Source organism: Acinetobacter sp. SK-43, from assembly GCF_015351505.1.
GTDB lineage: Bacteria > Pseudomonadota > Gammaproteobacteria > Pseudomonadales > Moraxellaceae > Acinetobacter > Acinetobacter junii.
Map to the genome: position 1 here is coordinate 33,749 of NZ_JADKPY010000073.1, position 20,617 is coordinate 54,365.

At 38.5% G+C, this 20,617-nt stretch carries 17 protein-coding genes; 5 read left to right on the top strand and 12 right to left on the bottom strand.

Translation table 11 applies throughout. The features are described 5' to 3' along the window. Nucleotides 1-4 precede the first annotated feature (4 nt). A complete protein-coding gene (locus IRT38_RS13765; RefSeq protein ID WP_125272599.1) occupies nucleotides 5-1,072 on the bottom strand; it encodes a ferredoxin reductase in 1,068 nt (355 codons plus the stop codon). A 138-nt stretch (nucleotides 1,073-1,210) separates the two neighbouring features. Here IRT38_RS13765 and fabR point away from each other — a divergent pair, with 138 nt between their 5' ends. Further along, nucleotides 1,211-1,906: an HTH-type transcriptional repressor FabR gene (fabR, locus tag IRT38_RS13770; protein WP_194598010.1), complete on the top strand. Its 696-nt coding sequence runs from the start codon at nucleotides 1,211-1,213 to the stop codon at nucleotides 1,904-1,906. 10 nt (nucleotides 1,907-1,916) lie between these two features. Here the strand turns inward: fabR and IRT38_RS13775 are convergent, their stop codons facing one another. Beyond that, the gene (locus IRT38_RS13775) at nucleotides 1,917-3,050 is read right to left on the bottom strand and encodes a TIGR00341 family protein (protein ID WP_004956260.1); all 1,134 of its coding nucleotides are present in this window, start codon (nucleotides 3,048-3,050) and stop codon (nucleotides 1,917-1,919) included. Nucleotides 3,051-3,311: 261 nt separating this feature from the next. Here IRT38_RS13775 and dps point away from each other — a divergent pair, with 261 nt between their 5' ends. Further along, nucleotides 3,312-3,803, top strand: a complete 492-nt coding sequence (dps, locus tag IRT38_RS13780; protein WP_004912565.1) for a DNA starvation/stationary phase protection protein Dps — start codon at nucleotides 3,312-3,314, stop codon at nucleotides 3,801-3,803. A 59-nt stretch (nucleotides 3,804-3,862) separates the two neighbouring features. On the opposite strand, the gene rapA is transcribed toward dps, so the two are convergent. From rapA to IRT38_RS13805, 5 genes are all read right to left on the bottom strand, one after another. Then, nucleotides 3,863-6,700, bottom strand: coding sequence for an RNA polymerase-associated protein RapA (gene rapA / locus IRT38_RS13785; RefSeq protein ID WP_042891128.1), 2,838 nt, complete (start codon nucleotides 6,698-6,700; stop codon nucleotides 3,863-3,865). 145 nt (nucleotides 6,701-6,845) lie between these two features. Continuing rightward, a complete protein-coding gene (locus IRT38_RS13790) occupies nucleotides 6,846-7,490 on the bottom strand; it encodes an RluA family pseudouridine synthase (RefSeq protein ID WP_171261421.1) in 645 nt (214 codons plus the stop codon). 152 nt (nucleotides 7,491-7,642) lie between these two features. Then, nucleotides 7,643-8,950: a glutamate-1-semialdehyde 2,1-aminomutase gene (gene hemL / locus IRT38_RS13795; RefSeq protein WP_194598011.1), complete on the bottom strand. Its 1,308-nt coding sequence runs from the start codon at nucleotides 8,948-8,950 to the stop codon at nucleotides 7,643-7,645. Between the two features lie 65 nt (nucleotides 8,951-9,015). After that, nucleotides 9,016-9,627: a thiamine phosphate synthase gene (gene thiE, locus IRT38_RS13800; RefSeq protein WP_004956252.1), complete on the bottom strand. Its 612-nt coding sequence runs from the start codon at nucleotides 9,625-9,627 to the stop codon at nucleotides 9,016-9,018. Between the two features lie 151 nt (nucleotides 9,628-9,778). Then, nucleotides 9,779-10,150 (bottom strand): DUF962 domain-containing protein, encoded by a 372-nt coding sequence (locus IRT38_RS13805; protein WP_194598012.1) that lies wholly within the window; start codon nucleotides 10,148-10,150, stop codon nucleotides 9,779-9,781. Between the two features lie 173 nt (nucleotides 10,151-10,323). Between IRT38_RS13805 and IRT38_RS13810 the strand changes: the two genes are divergently transcribed. Next, nucleotides 10,324-11,778, top strand: coding sequence for a CYTH and CHAD domain-containing protein (locus IRT38_RS13810; RefSeq protein ID WP_194598013.1), 1,455 nt, complete (start codon nucleotides 10,324-10,326; stop codon nucleotides 11,776-11,778). A gap of 334 nt (nucleotides 11,779-12,112) precedes the next feature. Here the strand turns inward: IRT38_RS13810 and IRT38_RS13815 are convergent, their stop codons facing one another. Further along, on the bottom strand, nucleotides 12,113-12,745 hold the full coding sequence (locus IRT38_RS13815; protein WP_194598014.1) for a hypothetical protein: 633 nt from the start codon (nucleotides 12,743-12,745) through the stop codon (nucleotides 12,113-12,115). Between the two features lie 104 nt (nucleotides 12,746-12,849). On the opposite strand from IRT38_RS13815, the gene IRT38_RS13820 reads away from it, so the two are divergent. Then, nucleotides 12,850-13,233: a DUF3144 domain-containing protein gene (locus tag IRT38_RS13820; RefSeq protein WP_004912579.1), complete on the top strand. Its 384-nt coding sequence runs from the start codon at nucleotides 12,850-12,852 to the stop codon at nucleotides 13,231-13,233. A gap of 87 nt (nucleotides 13,234-13,320) precedes the next feature. Here the strand turns inward: IRT38_RS13820 and IRT38_RS13825 are convergent, their stop codons facing one another. The 4 genes from IRT38_RS13825 to icd form a co-directional block, all read right to left on the bottom strand. After that, the gene (locus tag IRT38_RS13825) at nucleotides 13,321-14,286 is read right to left on the bottom strand and encodes a calcium/sodium antiporter (protein WP_151826239.1); all 966 of its coding nucleotides are present in this window, start codon (nucleotides 14,284-14,286) and stop codon (nucleotides 13,321-13,323) included. Nucleotides 14,287-14,420: 134 nt separating this feature from the next. Then, on the bottom strand, nucleotides 14,421-17,183 hold the full coding sequence (locus IRT38_RS13830; RefSeq protein ID WP_194598015.1) for a M16 family metallopeptidase: 2,763 nt from the start codon (nucleotides 17,181-17,183) through the stop codon (nucleotides 14,421-14,423). 144 nt (nucleotides 17,184-17,327) lie between these two features. After that, nucleotides 17,328-18,149 (bottom strand): PhzF family phenazine biosynthesis protein, encoded by an 822-nt coding sequence (locus tag IRT38_RS13835; RefSeq protein ID WP_194598016.1) that lies wholly within the window; start codon nucleotides 18,147-18,149, stop codon nucleotides 17,328-17,330. 173 nt (nucleotides 18,150-18,322) lie between these two features. Then, nucleotides 18,323-19,579, bottom strand: a complete 1,257-nt coding sequence (icd, locus tag IRT38_RS13840) for an NADP-dependent isocitrate dehydrogenase (protein WP_194598017.1) — start codon at nucleotides 19,577-19,579, stop codon at nucleotides 18,323-18,325. A 193-nt stretch (nucleotides 19,580-19,772) separates the two neighbouring features. Between icd and IRT38_RS13845 the strand changes: the two genes are divergently transcribed. Next, the gene (locus IRT38_RS13845; RefSeq protein WP_194598018.1) at nucleotides 19,773-20,576 is read left to right on the top strand and encodes an rRNA large subunit pseudouridine synthase E; all 804 of its coding nucleotides are present in this window, start codon (nucleotides 19,773-19,775) and stop codon (nucleotides 20,574-20,576) included. Nucleotides 20,577-20,617 lie beyond the last annotated feature (41 nt).

Consider the following 20,617-nt stretch of genomic DNA (forward strand, 5'->3'; position numbering starts at 1 on the left):
TCTCTTATAGATCAATCACAAGATCTGATTGAGCTGAATTCACACAAATTTTTAATAACTGAGTCGGTTCTTGATTTGCAGCACCATTCAGCAAGTTCTTTGTCGCACCTTGGGCTTTAGTACAGGCACATTTGTTGCAAATTCCCATACGACAACCATGATTTGGCTTGATGCCTTGCTGTTCTAAGCTCGATAAAATGGACTGACCTTTAGGAATGGCGACTGTTTTATTGGATTTAGTCAACGTGACATTAATGAAGCCAATATCTGTTTGCTCAGCACTAAATTGACTTAAGCTAAAAGCCTCAGTCTGTACGACGGCAGCCTCAGCAAATAAAGATTCTGCTGTTGAAGCAAATCCTGAGGGACCACATGCGTAAACGGTAATTTCATTTAACGCACCTAAAGTTTCGACATGATTTTGGTTTAGGCGTTGATCTTGTTCTTGGGTATAGAAAATCTGATAACTGAAATTTGGAAAGTTTTCTGCGATCTCTTTTAAATAATCTGTGTATGCAGCGTCCTGATGAGTTTTGACCCAGTACATAAGTTGTACAGGTGTTTTGTTCAATTGCTTGGTCTGACTCAAACTTTCGATCAAACTCAACATCGGTGTAATACCACTGCCCGCAGCGAGTAAAAGTAACTTTGGTGTCTGAATACTCTGTTGCATATCACCATATGGTTGTCCCAAACGAAGGATATCTCCAACTTGGCTTTTTTCGACCAACCATGAACTGACCAAACCTTGATCAACTTTTTTGACTGTTAAGCACAGATGATCAGCATCTAACTGCATCAGACTATATGTCCGTTCGTAATGACGACCTGCAATTTCAACCGTTACAGGATGGTGTTGCCCTGCGAGTCCACGTGCTACATGACGATTACATTCTAAAATAAGGCTAACTGTATCTTTTGCTACAACTTGTTTTTTTACGACACGTGCTAGGGACTGATTGATTGACCATAAAGGGTTAACTTTTTGCAACCAAAAATCAGCATCGTGATGTGCTATTACGCTTTGAACCAATGAATTAAATAATGAAGTTCTCTTTTGGAGTGCTTGCATGATCGGGAACTCTGATCGTTTTTTAATTATTATACATATGTATATATATTTGTATATACACTCGTATAAAAATTTACATTTCACAAGTCTTTGTACAACAGCTATAATCCTGACTAGCTCACTTATATTTTGAAAACAATGGTTCATTCTTCTTTTTTACCGCTTGGCAATGACACAGTAAATGAACAAGATGTCATCCAAATGAAATCTCAAGTACGTTCGGTTGGTAGAAAAGCAACGATTACGCGTGAGGAATTGTTCCAAGCCACCTTAAATTTGATCGGTCCTCAAAAAAGTATCGCCTCTCTTAGTCTGCGTGAGATAGCCCGTGAAGCAAGGATTGCACCAAATAGCTTTTATCGTCATTTCAAAGACATTGATGAACTTGCGATTGCATTGATAGACCGCTCTGGTTTGGTATTGCGCCGTATCATTCGTGAAGCTCGACTGCAAGCCTCTAAACAACAAAGTATTATTCGCAGTTCTGTTGAAGTCTTTATCCAGCAATTGGATGCAGATGAAGGCAACTTAAGTTTATTGTTGCGTGAAGGCTATACAGGTTCAACCTCCTACAAAGCTGCTGTTGATCGCCAACTCAATTTCTTCCAACAAGAACTCCAAGAAGATTTAATCCGCTTAGAACAAATGAATAATGGCAAAATTAGTCATGCTGATATTGCCGCGAAAGCGATTACACAACTCGTATTTAATATGGGTGCAAAAGTTATTGAGATACCTGCTGAACAGCGCACCGAAGTTGCTGAACAAACCATGATTATGATTCGTATGATCCTGGAAGGTGCACGTCATTTAGATGAATCAAGTATTCGATAATACTTGTTCATCACTGCACGACAAGCCGCTTCGCCTCATCGGGTGAAATCTCAGTATTAAAGCGAATTTGCTCTTCAATAATTTGTACAGGAATAAATCGAACCTGCACGACAGTCGGATTACTTCGATCATCTGCTGGCATCATCTGATTCAGTTGCTTGATTTGACTGAGCGTAGGTACCGTATCCCCTCGCACGACAACTCGGATTAAGGTGTATTGCTTTTGCTGCTCGAACTGAATAGTGTCGATAATATTATTTTTTTGATTTAGTAATTGCTCAATCGCAGTTTTAGATTTAGTTTCATACATTTGTTTTTGCAACATATGTATGAAATTAGCAGATAAATAAATTGCGAGTATCAAAAGGAAAATTAAGCTGATTGCATTTCTTTTGATAAATTCCAAAACATTACTTTGTACTTGTTCATTTGAACCACGTCTGAAACCTGCAATCCACAACACGAGTGAAGAACTAATCTGAATAGCAACCATATTGGTTAAAGCCAATAAAAATGCATTTGCTGAATGACGTAATTCCGCATGGGCTAACAATATGCCACTTGCCACTAATGGTGGAACCAATGCAGTCGCCACAGCAACACCAACCACCGCTACAGATAATCTTGGTGAAATTGAAGCAAACGCTCCTGCTGCACCGCCTGCTAAGGCAATCATCAAATCAATTACTGTCGGCTGAGTTCGAGATAAAATTTCACTAGTTAAAGGCATATTGAAGTTAATCAAACCCAATACGACACCAATACTAAAAATCATCACCACGCCCAGTGCTAGGGTTTTCAGAGCGGTTTGTAATAGAATCCACCGATTATCAATAAATGCTAGTGCAATTCCTGAAATGGGCCCCAACATCATTGCAACCAGCATTGCTCCTATTACAACTGCGGCTGAGTCTGCCAACAATCCATAACCAGCAATCACTGCTGCTAAGGCATTCATAATAAAATACGTTTTGGTTGGCAAAGCATCTGCCTGAATATTTAGTCGTACATGCTTATGATCAATTTTCCTAGAATTTTCTCTTAAGGCTTGTTTATATCTAAGCTTTTCCTTTAAACGTTCTATATGGGCCTGTTCAGGATGATCATTAATGACGATTGTAGGTCTATCTTTTTCATTTTCCATTGTTTTTATACTCATCTCATAAACAGAAGTTTCAGGCAAAGTCTTAATTTACTTTTTGGTTGATTATTTAAATCATGCTTAGTTCAACCTTACTCTAACACCATGTAATTACAATAGAAAAAATATTTAAACTCACCATAATTTACAAAAGGGTTAAGAATTAAAACACTCCTTCTGCAGAGCGCGGGTTAAGCTGAAACTTGAAATAGATCATTCGTTTAATTCATCAAATTTCACATACAATAATTGAATGAGGTAACTATGAATTCTTCAGCAGCTCTAAAAGTATATACACGTAATAATTTAGATGATTCGATTAAAGAAGCAACGGTCAAAATTCTAAATCAAATTCTTGCGAATCTGATTGATTTATCACTACTTACTAAACAAGCACATTGGAATATGCGTGGTAGTAATTTTATTGCAGTCCATGAAATGTTAGATATGTTCCGCACCTCAATCATTACCCATCTAGACAATGTCGCTGAGCGTGCTGTGCAAATTGGTGGAACAGCATTGGGTACAACCCAAACAGTTGCTGAAAGTTCACATCTTAAACCGTATCCTGTCGCGATTCATGCTGTACAAGACCATTTGAAAGAATTGGCAGATCGTTATGGTGTAGTCGCAAATCATCTACGTGATACGATTGAAGATATTAAAGACCCAATTTCTGAAGATATTATTCATGCAGCTTTAGAAGACTTAGATCAGTATTTATGGTTCTTAGAAGCCAATATTGACCAAAACTAAGTTTAGTTTATTCAAGACAAAAAAGAGGACAATTCAGTCCTCTTTTTTATCAGCGCTAATTATGGTTTAACCACAACCAGTACTTGAATCGCTTCTGGGGTAACAGAAAGTCCATCAAGTAGTCCTAAACCTTCTTTTTGGAATTTCTGTAAACGCTCAATTTCATCTTGGCGAATACTTGGATTGAATTGCTTCAGATAAGTTAAACGGTCAATTTCATATTGCCATTTACTACTGTAGTGCTCTTTCGCTTGCTGCATCAATTCAGGTAACGATGTTTTAGCAATATCCAAAGCTTGAGCATAACGTGTCTCAATCACATCACGGCGCGCTTTCACCACCTGACGGCAGCTATTACCATCTAAATGGTGCAAGTATGGACGTAAAATACTTGGATCAATCTTGGCAGATAAATCTTGACCATTTTCGCTCAATAAAACACGGATCAACTGCTTTGGAAGGCTTGATGGTAAGTTCAGGGCTTTTGGTGCAACCACATCAACCTTGAACCAAACTTCCAACAGAACTGAACCTTGTTTTAATGCATTTGATTTCAACAACGCAACATTGGTGCTACCAAATGATTGTGTGCGGATCATTTCCATCACACTTTCAATAAATGGATGCTCAAGTGTCAAATACTGCGCATCTTCACGAATCTGAGCCTGATCACGGTAGAAAGTCGCTGTCATACCTTCTTCGTCTAAGGTCAAACCTTGAACTTGCATTTGATCAGTAGGCTTGATGATCACTGTACCGTTGCTTTGCTCATCAAAATCGATATTGGTAGATGACATAAAACGTTTAACAAACATCGGCAAAGTCGTATTGTCATCATAATCTTCGAGTGCTTGTACAATACCTTGTGCAACCACTGGACGACATGAATTGTACTCTAGCAATCTGTCACGACCAGCTTGTAATTCAGCTTCCAAAGCTTGGCGTTGTACATTCACTTCTTCAAGTAAATCTTCAAAAGTCTGACCTTGATCAGCAAGCAAACAATCTTTTAACTCAACAATAAAGTTCTCTTGCAAGGTTTGTGCAGTTGGAGAGATATTGCTGAAAATATTAAGTGCTTCGTTGTACCAACGGAACATACGCTCTTGAGCGGTGCCTACCAAATATGGCACATGAATTTGGATACGGTTTTCTTGACCAATACGATCTAGTCGACCAATACGCTGTTCAAGCACATCAGGGTTTGCAGGCAAATCAAATAAAATTAAATCGCTAGCAAACTGGAAGTTACGCCCTTCTGAACCAATTTCAGAACACAGTAAAATCTGAGCGCCATAACTATCTTCAGCAAAATATGCGGCAGCTTGGTCACGCTCTAATAAGCTCATGCCCTCATGGAACATTGCTGTGCGAATACCTGCATGTAAACGTAGGGCGTTCTCTAAAGCTTCAACTACAGGTCCACTACGAGCGATCAACAATACTTTTTTGTGCTTGAGATCTTTACGCAGTACTTCCATCAACCACGGCACACGAGGATCGGTTTCCATCCAAGAACCATCGAGCTGTCCCTCTTCAGGCCACATTTGCTCTCGCATTTTGCCGTCAAAAGACCAGTCTTCTGGTGCAGGCAATGGTGCAGGTTGACAGTCACGACCTGGGAAACCTTGAATCGCTTCACGCGTGTTACGGAATAAAATACGACCTGTACCATGACGGTCTAATAACTCATGGATCGCTCGCATACGCTGTTCTGGCTGATCATCAATACGATGACCCAATAAGCCGTCTAGTGCGACCAAATGCTCTTCAGTCAATGCCTCATCAGACATCAATACTTCTGCTATTTTCGCAGTATGCTGATATTGTTCCTCTTCGTCGAGGAAGCGATCTAAACTGCTAAAGCGTTGTGGATCCAACAAACGAAGTCGCGCAAAGTGACTTTCTACACCTAGTTGCTCTGGTGTAGCAGTAAGCAAAAGCACACCTGCTGTTTGTTCAGCGAGTTCTTCTACTAAATCATAACGATCATTACCACCGTCTTCTTCACTCCACATTAAGTGATGTGCTTCATCTACGACGAGTAAGTCAAACCCAGCTTCTACGGCTTGCTCACGTAAGTCTTCATGGTCAACCATCAAATCAACACTGGCAATAATACATTGCTCAGTTAAAAATGGATTGAGATCAGGATCATGTTCTTTGATCGAGGCAGTACGTGTTAAATCGAAAAGAGAAAATTGCAAATTGAAACGACGGCGCATTTCAATCATCCATTGATACTGCAATGAATCAGGAACCAAAATCAGAATACGTTCTGAGCGACCCGTTTTTAGTTGTTGATGGATGATTAAACCAGCTTCAATGGTTTTACCTAGACCCACTTCATCTGCTAACAAAACACGTGGTGCAAAACGCTTACCGACTTCGTGAGCGATATAAAGTTGATGTGGAATTAATCCAACACGAGCGCCAAGGAAACCACGTAAAGGACTAGTATGCATTTGTGCTTGTAATAGCATGGCTTCGATCCGAAGGTCATACCATTCTTTGTAATCAATTTGACTAGCAAGCAAACGCTCTAGAGGTTTTGAAAGCTGAATTTGCGCACCAATACGTGTTTCATTCAACGATTTACGTTCTTGCTCGCCATTTTCTAAAGTACGAACAACATCGTAGCGCAGGACTCCATGACGATCTTCGATTGCTTCAACAATCCACTTGGTGCCTTCTTGATCTTGCACTTCATCGTTTACATTGAAAATGATACGAGATAAAGGTGCATTGTTACGTGCATACACACGTGTTTCATCACTTTTGGGGAATAAAATGCTGATAGAACGTTCATCCACATCAATAAGAACGCCTAAACCTAGTTCAGTTTCTGTATCTGATAACCAACGTTGACCAATAGCAAACTGCTGCAATTTTTCCACCTTTATCTCAAGTTAGCCTACATATTGTAGTGCTTAATTCAACGAAGAATTAATGCATTTTATGTAGTTTTCAACGATATGTATTTTGACACAAAGCGCGTTCAAATAGCGCGCATCACATCATGTTTCATAAAAAAGTTTTGGGCTAAAACGGTACAGGACAATTGAATGTCAACTGCTGAGCTGTTTTAGGATGAGTGAAGCTTAGTTCTGTCGCATGTAAACACAAACGATCATAAAGCTGTTGTTGTTCTGGCGTAGCGTACAAAGTATCACCTAAGATCGGGTGACCTAAATACTGCATATGCACACGAAGCTGATGCGAACGACCTGTAATCGGAACGAGTTGAACTCGGGTTACAGGATGTCCTTTAATTTCTAAATGTTCGATGACTTGCCATTCTGTTAATGCTGGTTTGTGATGCGATGCATCAACGATATGCAATGGCGGACGACTTGGATCATAAATCACTGGTATATCGACGATACCTTCACCTTCGAGATGTCCAGCAACCAAAGCTTGGTAAATTTTTGAGGTTTGACGATCTTGGAATTGGCGAGAAATATGACTCTGCCCAAATTTAGATAAACCAAAAACGAGTATTCCTGAAGTGTCCCGATCTAAACGGTGAATCAGTAAAGTTTTTGGCTCTAGTTTTAATAAGCGATTGATTAAACAATCTTGCAAATCAGGTGTTTTTCCAGGTACGGTGAGTAGCCCTGCGGGTTTATGGATGACCATAAAATCTTCATCACGATGAATCAAATGTTCACTTAGAAAATCACTCAAGGTAGCCTTCCAACGACTCGATGAAAACAAGCGGGCAATCATAAAAAGCTTAGACTAGAAATACAATGAAAAAATCGATTTAATTCTAATTTTTTATTCCATATCTAAAAAAACACCACAACAATAGTCATGGTGTTTCCTGGTATCTGAAATTAAGCAGAAGCTTTCATTTCAGCAAATGTTTCTTTTGCAGCTTGAATCGTTTCTGCAATATCTTGATCAGAGTGTACTGAAGAAATAAAACCAGCCTCAAATGCTGAAGGTGCAAGGTAAACACCGCGTTTAAGCATACCATGGAAGAATTTCTTAAACGCACCCACATCACAGGCTAACATGGAATCAAAACTTGTGATGTCATCTTGATCTGTGAAATACAAACCAAACATTCCACCTATTTGCTGAGTTTTGAATGGAATACCAGCTTCATCTGCTGCAACTTGTAAACCAGCAAGCAGTTTTTCTAATTGTGCAGCTAATTTGTCATAGAATTCAGGTTCACGTAGATGCTTAAACATCGCAATACCCGCACGCATTGCCAAAGGATTTCCTGACAATGTCCCTGCTTGATACACGCCGCCTAGCGGTGCGATACACTCCATGATTTCACGTTTACCACCAAAAGCACCCACTGGTAATCCTGCACCAATGATTTTACCTAAAGTCGTTAAATCTGGTTTTACCTTATAGACTGATTGCGCACCACCAAGAGCAACACGAAAACCTGTCATTACTTCATCAATAATGAAGACTGATTGATATTCATCACAAACATCACGAATGGCTTGCAAGAATCCTTCAATCGGCGTTACTAAATTCATGTTGCCTGCTACAGGCTCAATGATTACACCTGCAATCTCATGACCAAACTTACTAAAACACTCGTTCAATGCTTCAATATTGTTATACGGCAAAGTTAAAGTATGTTTTGCAAAATCAACAGGTACACCTTTAGAAGTCGGCTCTCCCTCACCCAAAGTAAGTAAACCGGAACCTGCTTTAACTAATAATGAATCAGAGTGACCATGATAACAGCCCTCGAATTTCACAATCTTGTCACGACCTGTATAACCACGCGCCAAGCGAATTGCGGTCATCGTCGCTTCAGTTCCTGAACTGGTCATACGAACCATTTCGATCGAAGGCATAATTTCACAAATTGTGTCTGCCAAAGTGGTTTCATGTACGGTTGGCGCACCAAAACTTAAACCATCCTCAGCTGCGATTTGCACCGCTTTAATAATATCAGGATGTGCATGACCTAAGATCATCGGTCCCCATGAACCTACATAGTCAATATATCGTTTGCCATCAACATCCCACAGATACGCACCTTTCGCTTTCTCAATAAAAACTGGCGTACCGCCTACACCGTTAAATGCTCGTACAGGTGAATTTACGCCACCTGGAATATGTTTATTCGCCTGTTTAAATAACTGTTCTTGCTTTGGAGATAAACTCATATGAGGCTCAACCTAAATCGAAATAATGGGGAGTGACTAAAGTCCCAACTTGTGAACACACAGAATTATGCAAATAATTTCGCCCATGCGCTGACACGAGCAGGAATTTCGGCTGTTGATCGCCCTAATATATCACTAATTACTGCACAAAGGCTTGCTCCAGCCTCTATCACGACTTGAGAATTTTCAACAGTTAAACCTCCAATCGCACAAATTGGCACATCATATTTTTGTTGAGCCTGTTTGATAACTTCGATTCCCACATTGCCCGCTTCTGGTTTAGTTGATGTCGCATAAACAGCACCAAATGCTACATAAGTCGCGCCTTCAGAAATTGCTTTTGCTGCCAAGTCTAATGAGTTTAAGCAAGTACGTCCGATAATTACTCCTTGGGGTAAACGCTTAATCGCATCAGTAATTTCACCATCGGACTGCCCTAGATGCACACCTAAACCAAATTGTTCTGCTAACGCCAAATCATCATTAATGACAAAAGGGACTTGATATTTTTCACAAAGGACTTTGATCAACTCCACTTCAGATGGTTGATTTATTTTTTCTATTTTTTTTCGACGATATTGCAAAATAGCTATATGACCAGTAGCTAGTGCAGCCTCTAACTTTTCTAAAAGAAGTTGAATGGGATCATCATTGGTGATGAGGTATAAACCGCGCATGAAAATTTCACTAAAAAAACGTTGGTTTCAGAGTATATTTTCTTATTTAAAAATTAAAGAGAGTGTACACATTTACATTACTAAAAATAAATCTTAGAACAAAAAAGCTGCTATGACGCAGCTTTAGACATTTCTAATTTTAATATCTTGTTTAAGATTCAATTTTATCGAACTGACGGTCAATTAAACTTAGACGACCACGAACTACATCAGACAACATACGCCAATCTGAAATAAAACTATAAAGTGGTTGTTTAAAACTCGCTGGCTTATTGTGTTCAAAGAAAAAGTGTCCAACCCATGCACACGCATAACCAGACAATAAACCATAAGCCAAATACTTTGCTTTACGCTGGCGAATTGCTTTACTCCAAAAATACAAACCCAGTGTACTGCCTGCTACATGCAAACGTCGGCTCGCAATACTACGATGTTCAGTTAAATAAAAGCGGTAAAATTCATTATAGTCTTTAATTGGCAATGTGAATTCTACTGGCTTATCGATCTTCGCTGGTGGATTCATGTGGATCATCCTAATCTTTAAACTCCCCACAACTTAAAGTATTTTTTGTTCAAAATAAAGTCATTGTGAGCCATCCTCAACGAGACTTAAAAGATCTTTACAATAATTTTTGAGATCAACACGTTATACTAATTTTAGAATATTTATCAAAAATGGTCAGGAGTTATAACATCATGGAAATAGAGCTTAAATTTCAGCTACCTGAATCTAAGAAAAAAAGTGTCCTGCAATTTTTAAATAAACAATCAGCTCAGAAAATTCGTTTGCAAGCAAAATACTATGATACTGCTGATCGTCTATTAGCAAAAAATTATGTGGCTATTCGTCTGCGTCAAGAGGGTGATCATTGGGTACAAACCTTTAAAGCTGCGACTAAAAATCATTTGCAACGTATTGAAGAAGACATCTATTTAGGTAAATGCGAACAAGAACCTGAATTGGATCTTACACTTTATAAACATAATCAAACCGTTCAAAGTGTACTACGTGATGTATTTGGTGACTCGCCTACTGAACTACTACTTCAGTTCCAAACAGATGTGCAACGTACATTTCATGTTTTTGAATTTGGAAATTCGCTAATTGAAGTTTGTTTAGATGATGGTGAAATTCGTACACCTAACGATCAAGCCCAAATATGTGAAGTTGAATTTGAACAGAAACAAGGCTCACCCCAAGACCTAATTACATTCGCACATACATGGGTGAAGAAATATCAATTATGGCTAGATGTTCGCAGTAAGGCTGAACGTGGTAATTTGCTTGCCGTAGCTAAACGTGTCTCTGCTGCTACTAAAGCAAAAACACTCAAATTAGAATCTGATATTAGTGCTGATCAAGCAATCAAACAAATTGTCGAAAATACGTTAAATCATATTTTACCTAACGCAGCAGCGATTGCTGATGGTGTTGCAGAAGCGGATCATATTCATCAAGCACGGGTGGGAATACGACGTTTGCGATCTGCCTTAAAACATTTCTCAAACTGGTCAACTCAAGTTGATGAGTCTTGGGAAAGTCAGTTAGCTGAAATTTTTAGAGCTTTGGGTGATTCGCGTGACAATGATGCAATCCAAGATTCGGTCATTCCTTTAATTCAGAAAGTGTGTGATTTTGAATTCAAGCTTACAGCCTCTGACGCAACTAATATTGCTCAGATTTTCAGTCGGACTCAAACTACTGAGCTATTTTTATCACTACTCAACTTTAGCTATCGTGAATCTGAATCAAAGCCTAAAGTCACTAAACAAGCTGCAAAAAGTTTAACCAAGCTCTATCAAAAAATCCTCAAGGATGCAGAACATTTTTCATCACTTGCTGTAGAAGAAGAGCATCGAACCCGCAAACGAGTAAAACAATTGCGTTATTGCATCGACTTTATTTCTGATCTTTATCCTGAGAAAGATGTTCAACAATTCCTAGATAAATTACAGCCAATTCAGGAATATTTAGGTTTTTATAATGATTTGTTTGTCGCTGAACATATTTTCGAGGAACAAGCTACAGAGCACCCACAATTTTTATTTGCTTTAGGTTGGGTAAAAGCACAACAACCACATGTTGCTAAGAAGGCTGCAAAGAAACTAGAGGATTTATCGATCAAAGACATTTTTTGGGATGAGGATTGATTACTCCGCAAGGGAAAATCACCTCACTCTGTTATCGTGCTGGTGGCATGGATGCCGCCACAAATAATCTAAATTTTAACAAAAAAAGCGGATACTCTGAAACGTCATCAGCAACCTGCGTGATATAAGCAAAGTAATGTTTCTGCGATACATTTTAATAAATCCAAGAAATAAACAGGTTTTGCTGATGACAATGGCTTTGCCTACTTTGTCCGAAAACAAAGTAGGAAATCGCCTACGCGAGAACATCCAAACTTTATATAACACTTGTGGGTGTGCTATTATTTTTTAATGAAAATTAGAGTGTTAAACTATTTATTCCACTTAAAATCATTTACCGATACTTCCCAAAAATCTTCCACGTGCCATTATCCGCAATCGGATCACTATAACTATCATTACGTTGCTTACGTGGTTTATCCCGTGCATCCACCAATTTAAAATGTGGTTCGACGCTTAAAATCACACCATTCATATAAAAACGGGTTCGTGTATATTCACTTTGCCCATGCTGAAACACATAAGTACGCAAATCTATAAACTCACGATGAGCAACCAAAGCAGCAGTGTCATCACTCCCTAACCATTCTTGCATCGCAAAAATCTGATCTGTGTCAAATTGCCCACACTTTTCGACCAATGCCGCAACACCACGAAAAGTTTTAGACTCTTTAGCGCGAGTTTTATTGATTCGAATACGATCGACGTAAAAGAAAAACAATGGCAGATTCAGATGACTGGGTAAATGAATCGCATCCACAGGCTCATCTTCCATAAAAGGCTGACAAAGTTCCTGCGCCCTTTCAATCAATGGTTGCCATTGACGATAATACTCATCGACCTGATCTTTTAGACCATAATAAATCGGTAAACCTTCAACATGTTCCAAATATTGAGGTGGATAAATATGTTGACGAAGTAAAGCGATATCTGTTTTTAAGCTTTGAATGGCGATAGCATCTTGCATGATGATAATTCGATTTGCTTAGGCTATTTTAGATTAAGGCAAAGGTTTAGTTTCGACAAGGCTTTGACTATAATAAGACGTCTTATTTTTGTTGGAAAATGATCATGTCTCAAAAAATCAACGCCACCGATGTGACGGAAGAAGAAGCGTTAAATGCGGTGTTTTTTGAGCGTGCAGATGAATTCATCAAACTCGCCAATGAGTATTGCCGCCCACCGAAAGGTCAACCAGCAAAACCAGAGGAATTACGCGGACAAGTGAGCGCTGCTATGCTATTTGCGACTGCTCGTTTTAATACTTGGGTCGCTGCAAATAACTTTAAAGATGGCAATGAAATGCGTGATGCCAAAGAGCAAGTGATGACTTATTTGCTTCAACAATTTCAAATGATGCTCGAAGATAATTTTGACGAATATTGCGAGCAGTTTGAAAACTATTTACGATTCCGTAAAAATGAAGATTTTCATGCTCATAAACATGATCATTGATGAGTAAATTAGTCTTTCGAGATTAAATATTTATCTTCATCAGAACAAGGCATTCATTAGTTTAATGCCTTGTTCTGATTCAATAAATTAAAAAGCTGTATTAATTAGATAAGCTGTATAAGCGATAAAACTGAATAACCAAATTCCACCTTTTAAACGCCCGATACGTCCGTGCCCTTTCAAGCTGATAGTGAAAAAAAGTAGACTCAAGGTGAGTACGCCCATTACCACCATATCACGCTGTAAAACCTCTTGGGGTACTGTAGTAGGATGAATCATTCCAGCAAGTCCAACCACTGCCAAAGTATTGAACATATTTGAACCAATTACATTTCCTATCGCGATATCAAGTTCACCCTTTCTAGCAGCAGCGATGGATGAGGCTAACTCTGGTAATGAAGTTCCAATAGCTACAACAGTTAAACCAATAATTAATTCACTTACACCAAAGGATTGAGCAATCTCTACAGCTCCCCACACCAATAGACGTGAGCTTATAACTAATACAATTAACCCAAATATTAGTAGTGGAATAGCCTTTTTAAGAGGCATTTGATGTGTTTGTAATTCAAAATCAAATTCATGGCTTAAAACATCACTTTTACTGCGCATACCTTGCCAAATTGTCCATCCCATATAAACAAATAAAAGCAAGAACAGTAACAATGCATCATTCCGACTCAGTTCGCCATCCATGATTTGAATGATCGCTACCACTGTCACGGCTAATAAAAGAGGTAACTCCTTACGAACTATTGTTGAATGCACCACGATAGGGTGAATGATAGCCGTCAGCCCTAGTATTAATGCAATATTAACAATGTTTGAACCATAAGCATTACCTAACGCAATACCAGGATTACCATCTAGTGCAGCCATGACCGAGACAACAAGTTCAGGAGCAGATGTACCAAATCCAACCACGATCATACCAACCAATAATGAAGGCATTCCTAGATGATGAGCAGTTGCAGAAGCACCATCAATAAACTTATCAGCACTCCATACCAATAAAACAATTCCAGCAAGAACAGCTATTAAAGCTAAAAGCATATTATTCCCCGCACTTTAGTTTGAAATGAGATTTATGAATCATAAAATCTCATTTCATGCGAAGAAAATAAAGCACTTAAGTATTATTTTATTGATGACTAAAAATTAGCTTAGTCCGAAACTATTGATGCCAATTATTGTTGCGCTTTTCCATACTGATCTGCCATAACCTCAACGAACTGATCAAGCTTAATATATTTCTTAATCACGGTATCAATGTCAGATTTCGTTAGTTTAGCAATTTCCTGATCACGTTTTGCTCGATCCAGCAGTGTTTTATTGCGCTCAAGTTGACCCGTCAACATGCCATGAATCGAACGTTCATCTTCTAATGAAGTCACGCGTTTCTTCATAATGTCAGCTTTTGCAGCTTCAACTTCTTGCTGAGTAACACCTTTATCAAGTAAATCATTCAACACTTTATGCACAGACTGTGAGACTTGATCTGAGCGGCCAGCTGTATAATTTGCTGAAATACTCAGTGAACCACTTTCTGTATCTGAATCTAAATCTACACTACTACCAAATCCATAAACCAATGCATTTTTCTCTCTTAGCTCTTGTGCTAAACGAGACGAAAGCTGAGAGTTCCCCATAATGTGACTTAAAATCATCAATGCAGCAGCATCTGGATGATAAGCACCTACTGGAATTGTGAGCACACTTTGATAACTTCCAAACTCACGTTGCTCAGATAAGGCATGAACTTTTTGAGCTTTAAATGCTACAAATGGAGTGACTATCTTTTGATATGGCTGTTTCGTCTTCCATTTTCCAAATGCATTTTCTAAAGTTTCCTGCATTTCTATAGCATCAAAATCACCAGTCACTGCAATTTGCGCATGATTAGTCATGAAGAATTGATCATAAAATTGCTTAACCTCTGACTGAGTGGCATCTTTAAGCTGTTGTTTAGCCAACTCAGGTTCAAAATGATAACGCAAGTCACCTGGTTGATAGGTTTCAAGTAGTCTTGCTAAAGTCATTGATGATACGATCGCTGGTTCTGTATAAGGACGATCTAAAGCAGATAAACTCTGATTTTTAGCCAAATCGAATTCAGACTGAGAAAACTTAGGTTGTTTAATGACATCAATGATAAAACTTAAAAAGTCTTCAAATTTGTCTTTTTTAGCCTGAACCACAATGGTCATTCCATTACCATTCGAACTCACCGATGCTCCCCCACTTGCAGCAATTGCTTTATCGGTAATTTCTTGTAAAGTATGTTTTTCTGAACCACGTAGCATCAAATAACTGGTTAGATCTAAAGTAACACCTTTGCCGAATAAAGATTTCTCATTACCAAAATCTAAACTAATCGTGGCATAGGTTTTATCATCACGTGTTGGGGTTGGGAATAAAGCATAACGAATGCCATTCTTTAATTCGCCTCGTTGAATCTTCTTTTCATTCTTTTGTAACTGCTGGGCAGATTGTTCGATGAACTGTTTCACCTCTTGCTGATAAACACTTGGATCTTTCAGCGGTTCAGCTTGCTCAGTGTTTTGATCTAAGGTTTTTGGTTTATCTTCAGCTTTTAAAGTCATCGCTTTTTTCTGATCTTCTGGAGTAGGTAAAATATCCCCAGAAATTCGATGTGAAGCGACTAAAAATTGTTTTAAAGTTTGATTAGCATCTTCAAGTTTTAAGTTCTGAATCGCCTCTAAGTCTCTAAAGTATTCATCCCACTGACCGTGTGAAGACACAGCATAATCACTCAAACGTGAGCCTAAAGCGACTGCATCATTTGCAATCGTATCGGCTGTATTTTGAGTAATATTTTTTATACGTTGTAATTCTGCATCAGTAAAAGTTTTGCTATTTTCAACCCCATCAACTAGAGCATCACCCACTTTCTTCGCATCATGATTAGGTGCGTAAATCGCCCCCATGAATACGACATTAAAGTCTTGGTCTAACCAAGTGGTTGATTGCACTGCTGTACTAATACCTGTTTCAACCATACTTTTATATAAAGTTCCACTCGGTTGCATCGTAAATAATGCTGGAGCGAGCGCTAATGCTGGCTGTAATTTTTCATTCTTGCCATTCATATAAATATTAAACTTGGCAAGATCACTTCCCTTTTGTACCGTAAACTGGCGTTGTTCAATTTTACTTGAATCTAAAACAGGGACTTGTACTGGGCTTGGAATTTTACGTGCTGGAATAGGGCTAAAATATTGATCAATTTTCTGTAAAACTTCTGTTTTATCGAATTTACCAGAGATCACCATGACCGCATTATTAGGTGCATACCAAGTTTTATAAAACTGGTTCAGCTCATTCATTTTGATCGATTTCAATTCAGGTAAATCACCAATCGGCAAACGCCCTAAGTATTGATTTCCGTAGGCAGCTTTCCACATTTGATCCATCAATACCGCAAATGGCTGATCCATACGGATTTCACGTTCGCGTTTCACAATTTCAATTTCTGATGGAACAAATTTCTCCTGAAGCACCAATTTATCCATACGTTCAGATTCTAAATACAGAATCTCATTGAGCGCATTTTTCTCTGGACGAACAATATTCAAATATTTAGTTGAGTAATAATCCGTGCTTGCATTTGTCATTAAGGTATATTGATCAAGGCGACGTTGAAATTCCTCACCTTTTACATTTTGTGTTCCTTTAAAAGCCAAATGTTCAAGCAAGTGAGCCAAACCACCTTTGCCCTTTGGATCATTCAAAGAACCTGTCATATAAACTGTATTTACAAAGACTTTATTTTCTTTTTCATTTGGGGCGAGAATAACTCTAAAGCCGTTGTCTAATTTATATTCTTCGATATTTTTTTCAGTTTTTACGAGTACAGCCTGAGACCATGAAGCTGCGCTCACCCCAAGTAAACAAAGAGAGAGTGTAAGTTGCTTAAACCGCATTAACATAGATTATCCGAATATTTTTGATGATTTAAATAAATACAAGCGTCCATACTAGTAAACAGCATAGTTTTTTAATAGTTATATTTTGAAAAAAGCTGTTCACTTAAACAGCTTTTTTCATTGTTTTTATTCGTTTTTTGTTACAAGCTAAATAGATAGTTCAGCCTGCATATATAACTTTGCATATCCTGAAATTTCAATACGCTCTGCTGACTCAATGAAGCATTCCAAAATGCCACCACGTGCTGATGCTTGATATGCAACTAATCGTTGTTTGTTCAGTTTTTCTGCCCAAAGTGGAACAATTGCCGTATGAATCGAACCTGTTACAGGATCTTCGTCTATCCCAATCGCAGGAGCAAAATAACGTGACACGCAATCGAACTTTCCATCCTCACCCTTTGCAGTTATTGCAATATCAGGTTGAGATGCAGTAATTGCTGTACGTACCTGTCCTAATTGTTTTAATTTCTCTAGGTTCGGTTGCTCATCCAATACATCTTGGACAGACTCATATTCAACAATATAAGCTTGAGCATTTAAATAAACTGCCTTAAATGGCTTGGTTAAGCCATCACGTAAAGCTTGTGGATAATCAGAAACCTGTTCAGCTTTACGAATTGGAAAATTCATTTTGATTTTCCCATCAACGTCTTGAGTAACTACAAAAATTCCAAGTTGACGGACATGAAACTGTATGGTCTTCGCTTCTGTAAAATCTTTAAATAAAACATAAGCACTAGCTAAAGTTGCATGTCCACAAAAGGCAACCTCATCTGTCGGTGAAAACCAGCGTATTTCGTAATTAGCATCATCTATTTTTCGGACAAAAGCTGTTTCTGAAAGATTATTTTCTAATGCGATATTTTGCATTAAATGCTCATCTAACCAAGTATCCAAAACTATAACCGCTGCAGGATTGCCCTTGAATAATTCTTTAGTAAAAGCATCCACTTGATACATTTTCATAACAGCAAACTCTTCATAATTTTCAGCCTATTTTGAACAAATGATCTAAAAATACTAGATACAGTTTTTTTAAAATTTACGATACAACTAAAAAGCTCAACACAGAATTAATATTAAATATTTAGAACATAAAAAAAGAGCGATTTAACCGCTCTTTTAAAATCATAAATAGATTAATCACCCATGTGCTCAATAATGGCTTGACCAAATTCAGAGCAACGTACCAAGGTTGCACCAGGCATTAAACGCTCGAAATCATAGGTCACTGTTTTTGCTTCAATCGCACCTGATACACCTTTAATAATCAGATCAGCAGCTTCAATCCATCCCATATCACGCAGCATCATTTCAGCAGAAAGGATAATCGAGCCTGGATTTACTTTATCTTGTCCCGCATATTTCGGCGCTGTACCGTGAGTCGCTTCATACACCGCAATCGCACCACCAATATTTGCACCTGGCGCAATACCAATACCACCAACTTCTGCTGCAAGTGCATCAGAAATATAGTCACCATTTAAATTAAGCGTGGCAATAACTGAATAATCCGCTGGACGCATAAGAATTTGCTGTAAAAATGCATCTGCAATTACATCTTTAATAATGATGTCTTTGCCTGTTTTTGGATTTTTAATTTTAACCCAAGGACCACCATCTAATAGTTCGCCACTAAAACGCTCCATTGCTAGCTCATAGCCCCACTCTTTGAAGGCACCTTCGGTGTACTTCATGATATTGCCTTTATGGACAAGCGTCACTGAAGGTTTATCATTATCAATTGCAAACTGAATGGCTTTACGGACAAGACGTTGAGTACCCTCTTTTGAAACAGGTTTAATCCCAATACCACAACCTTCATCAAAACGAATTTTTGTTACGCCCATTTCTTCTTTTAGAAATTTGATAACTTTTTTAGCTTCATCCGAATCTGCTTTCCATTCAATCCCTGCATAAATATCTTCAGAGTTCTCACGGAAAATAACCATGTCTGTTAATTCAGGATGTTGCACAGGTGATGGTACGCCTTCAAACCAACGCACTGGTCGAACACAGACATACAAATCAAGCTCTTGTCTGAGCGCAACATTTAATGAACGGATACCGCCACCAACAGGAGTGGTTAAAGGACCTTTGATTGAAACAATAAATTCACGTAATGCTTCAAAAGTCTCTTCTGGCATATAGGTGCCATATATTTTATCTGCTTTTTCGCCGCAATATACTTCCATCCACTCAATTGAACGTTTACCACCATACGCTTTTAGAACAGCAGCATCTACTACTGCCTTCATAGCTGGTGTAATATCCACACCAATACCATCACCTTCTATAAAAGGAATGATTGGATGATTTGGAACATTCAGTGACAGGTCTGCGTTTACTGTGATTTTGTCACCGTCAGCAGGAACCACGATCTTCTGATAACCCATTTTACAGGTTCTCCCTCATGTGTATCTTGCGAGTAAATGTATGCCTTCTATGGCATACTTTCGTTGTTATTACATGAAACAGTTTAATCCATAAGCAAGGTTTTTGAGATTTATAGGAGAAATACAAACATTTCTCTCTTAAATAAAAAGCTTTATGTCATGGTGCCACTTAAAGCCAAAGTAGTATATTCATATGAAAATAGTTGTATTTAATAAACCTTTTGACGTGTTGTCACAGTTTCGTGAGGATGAGGCGCATTTAACGCTGTCACATTTTATCCACGATCCTGATTTACGTCTTGCGGGTCGCCTTGACCTCGATTCTGAAGGCCTCATGTTCCTGACTGATCACGGCGGTTTAAACCAGTACATCACCAATCCAACCAATAAAAAATTTAAAACTTATCTCGCACAAGTTGATGGCGATGTCACAGAAGAAGCGCTAGAACAGCTACGTAAAGGTGTTGAGCTTGCTGATGGTATGACACTTCCTGCAAAAGCAATTAAGGTTGATCAACCTGAGTGGTTGTGGGATCGTGATCCACCTGTTCGCTTCCGTGCCAACATCCCAACGAGTTGGATTGAACTTCAGATTTGTGAAGGTCGTAACCGTCAAGTTCGTCGTATGACAGCTGCTGTTGGTTTTCCGACATTACGTTTAATTCGTACCAAGATTGGTGCCATCGACCTTGTACGTTTAGGTTTACAACCTGGTGAACAAAAAGAGATCGAACCTTTACTTTATCCTGATTTTAAAGATCTTCCTGAAGATAAGCCTTATCGTTCTCGCTCATACGTGAAAAAACCAGGCGGCACTGGTGGAAAACCAATGCATCAGAAAAAGAAAGAAGGCGATAAAAAAGACCCAAATAAGAAAAAGTCTGGTACTAAGCGTATTTGGCAAATGGATGAAAGTGAGAAACCACGTCGCAAGACCAATGGTACAACACAACCAAATACCAAAGCTCCACGCGGACGTAGTCGTAATAGTCGTTAGAATTTAGATGTTTTAAAGCCCGCGGAAGTGGGCTTTTAAAA

Excerpts from the sequence above, each read along its gene's own strand:
- IRT38_RS13765 (WP_125272599.1), bottom strand. The coding sequence starts at position 1,072 with ATGCAAGCACTCCAAAAGAGAACTTCATTATTTAATTCATTGGTTCAA.
- fabR (WP_194598010.1), top strand. The coding sequence starts at position 1,211 with ATGGTTCATTCTTCTTTTTTACCGCTTGGCAATGACACAGTAAATGAA.
- IRT38_RS13775 (WP_004956260.1), bottom strand. The coding sequence starts at position 3,050 with ATGGAAAATGAAAAAGATAGACCTACAATCGTCATTAATGATCATCCT.
- dps (WP_004912565.1), top strand. The coding sequence starts at position 3,312 with ATGAATTCTTCAGCAGCTCTAAAAGTATATACACGTAATAATTTAGAT.
- hemL (WP_194598011.1), bottom strand. The coding sequence starts at position 8,950 with ATGAGTTTATCTCCAAAGCAAGAACAGTTATTTAAACAGGCGAATAAA.
- thiE (WP_004956252.1), bottom strand. The coding sequence starts at position 9,627 with ATGCGCGGTTTATACCTCATCACCAATGATGATCCCATTCAACTTCTT.
- IRT38_RS13805 (WP_194598012.1), bottom strand. The coding sequence starts at position 10,150 with ATGAATCCACCAGCGAAGATCGATAAGCCAGTAGAATTCACATTGCCA.
- IRT38_RS13810 (WP_194598013.1), top strand. The coding sequence starts at position 10,324 with ATGGAAATAGAGCTTAAATTTCAGCTACCTGAATCTAAGAAAAAAAGT.
- IRT38_RS13815 (WP_194598014.1), bottom strand. The coding sequence starts at position 12,745 with ATGCAAGATGCTATCGCCATTCAAAGCTTAAAAACAGATATCGCTTTA.
- IRT38_RS13820 (WP_004912579.1), top strand. The coding sequence starts at position 12,850 with ATGTCTCAAAAAATCAACGCCACCGATGTGACGGAAGAAGAAGCGTTA.
- IRT38_RS13825 (WP_151826239.1), bottom strand. The coding sequence starts at position 14,286 with ATGCTTTTAGCTTTAATAGCTGTTCTTGCTGGAATTGTTTTATTGGTA.
- IRT38_RS13830 (WP_194598015.1), bottom strand. The coding sequence starts at position 17,183 with ATGTTAATGCGGTTTAAGCAACTTACACTCTCTCTTTGTTTACTTGGG.
- IRT38_RS13835 (WP_194598016.1), bottom strand. The coding sequence starts at position 18,149 with ATGAAAATGTATCAAGTGGATGCTTTTACTAAAGAATTATTCAAGGGC.
- icd (WP_194598017.1), bottom strand. The coding sequence starts at position 19,579 with ATGGGTTATCAGAAGATCGTGGTTCCTGCTGACGGTGACAAAATCACA.
- IRT38_RS13845 (WP_194598018.1), top strand. The coding sequence starts at position 19,773 with ATGAAAATAGTTGTATTTAATAAACCTTTTGACGTGTTGTCACAGTTT.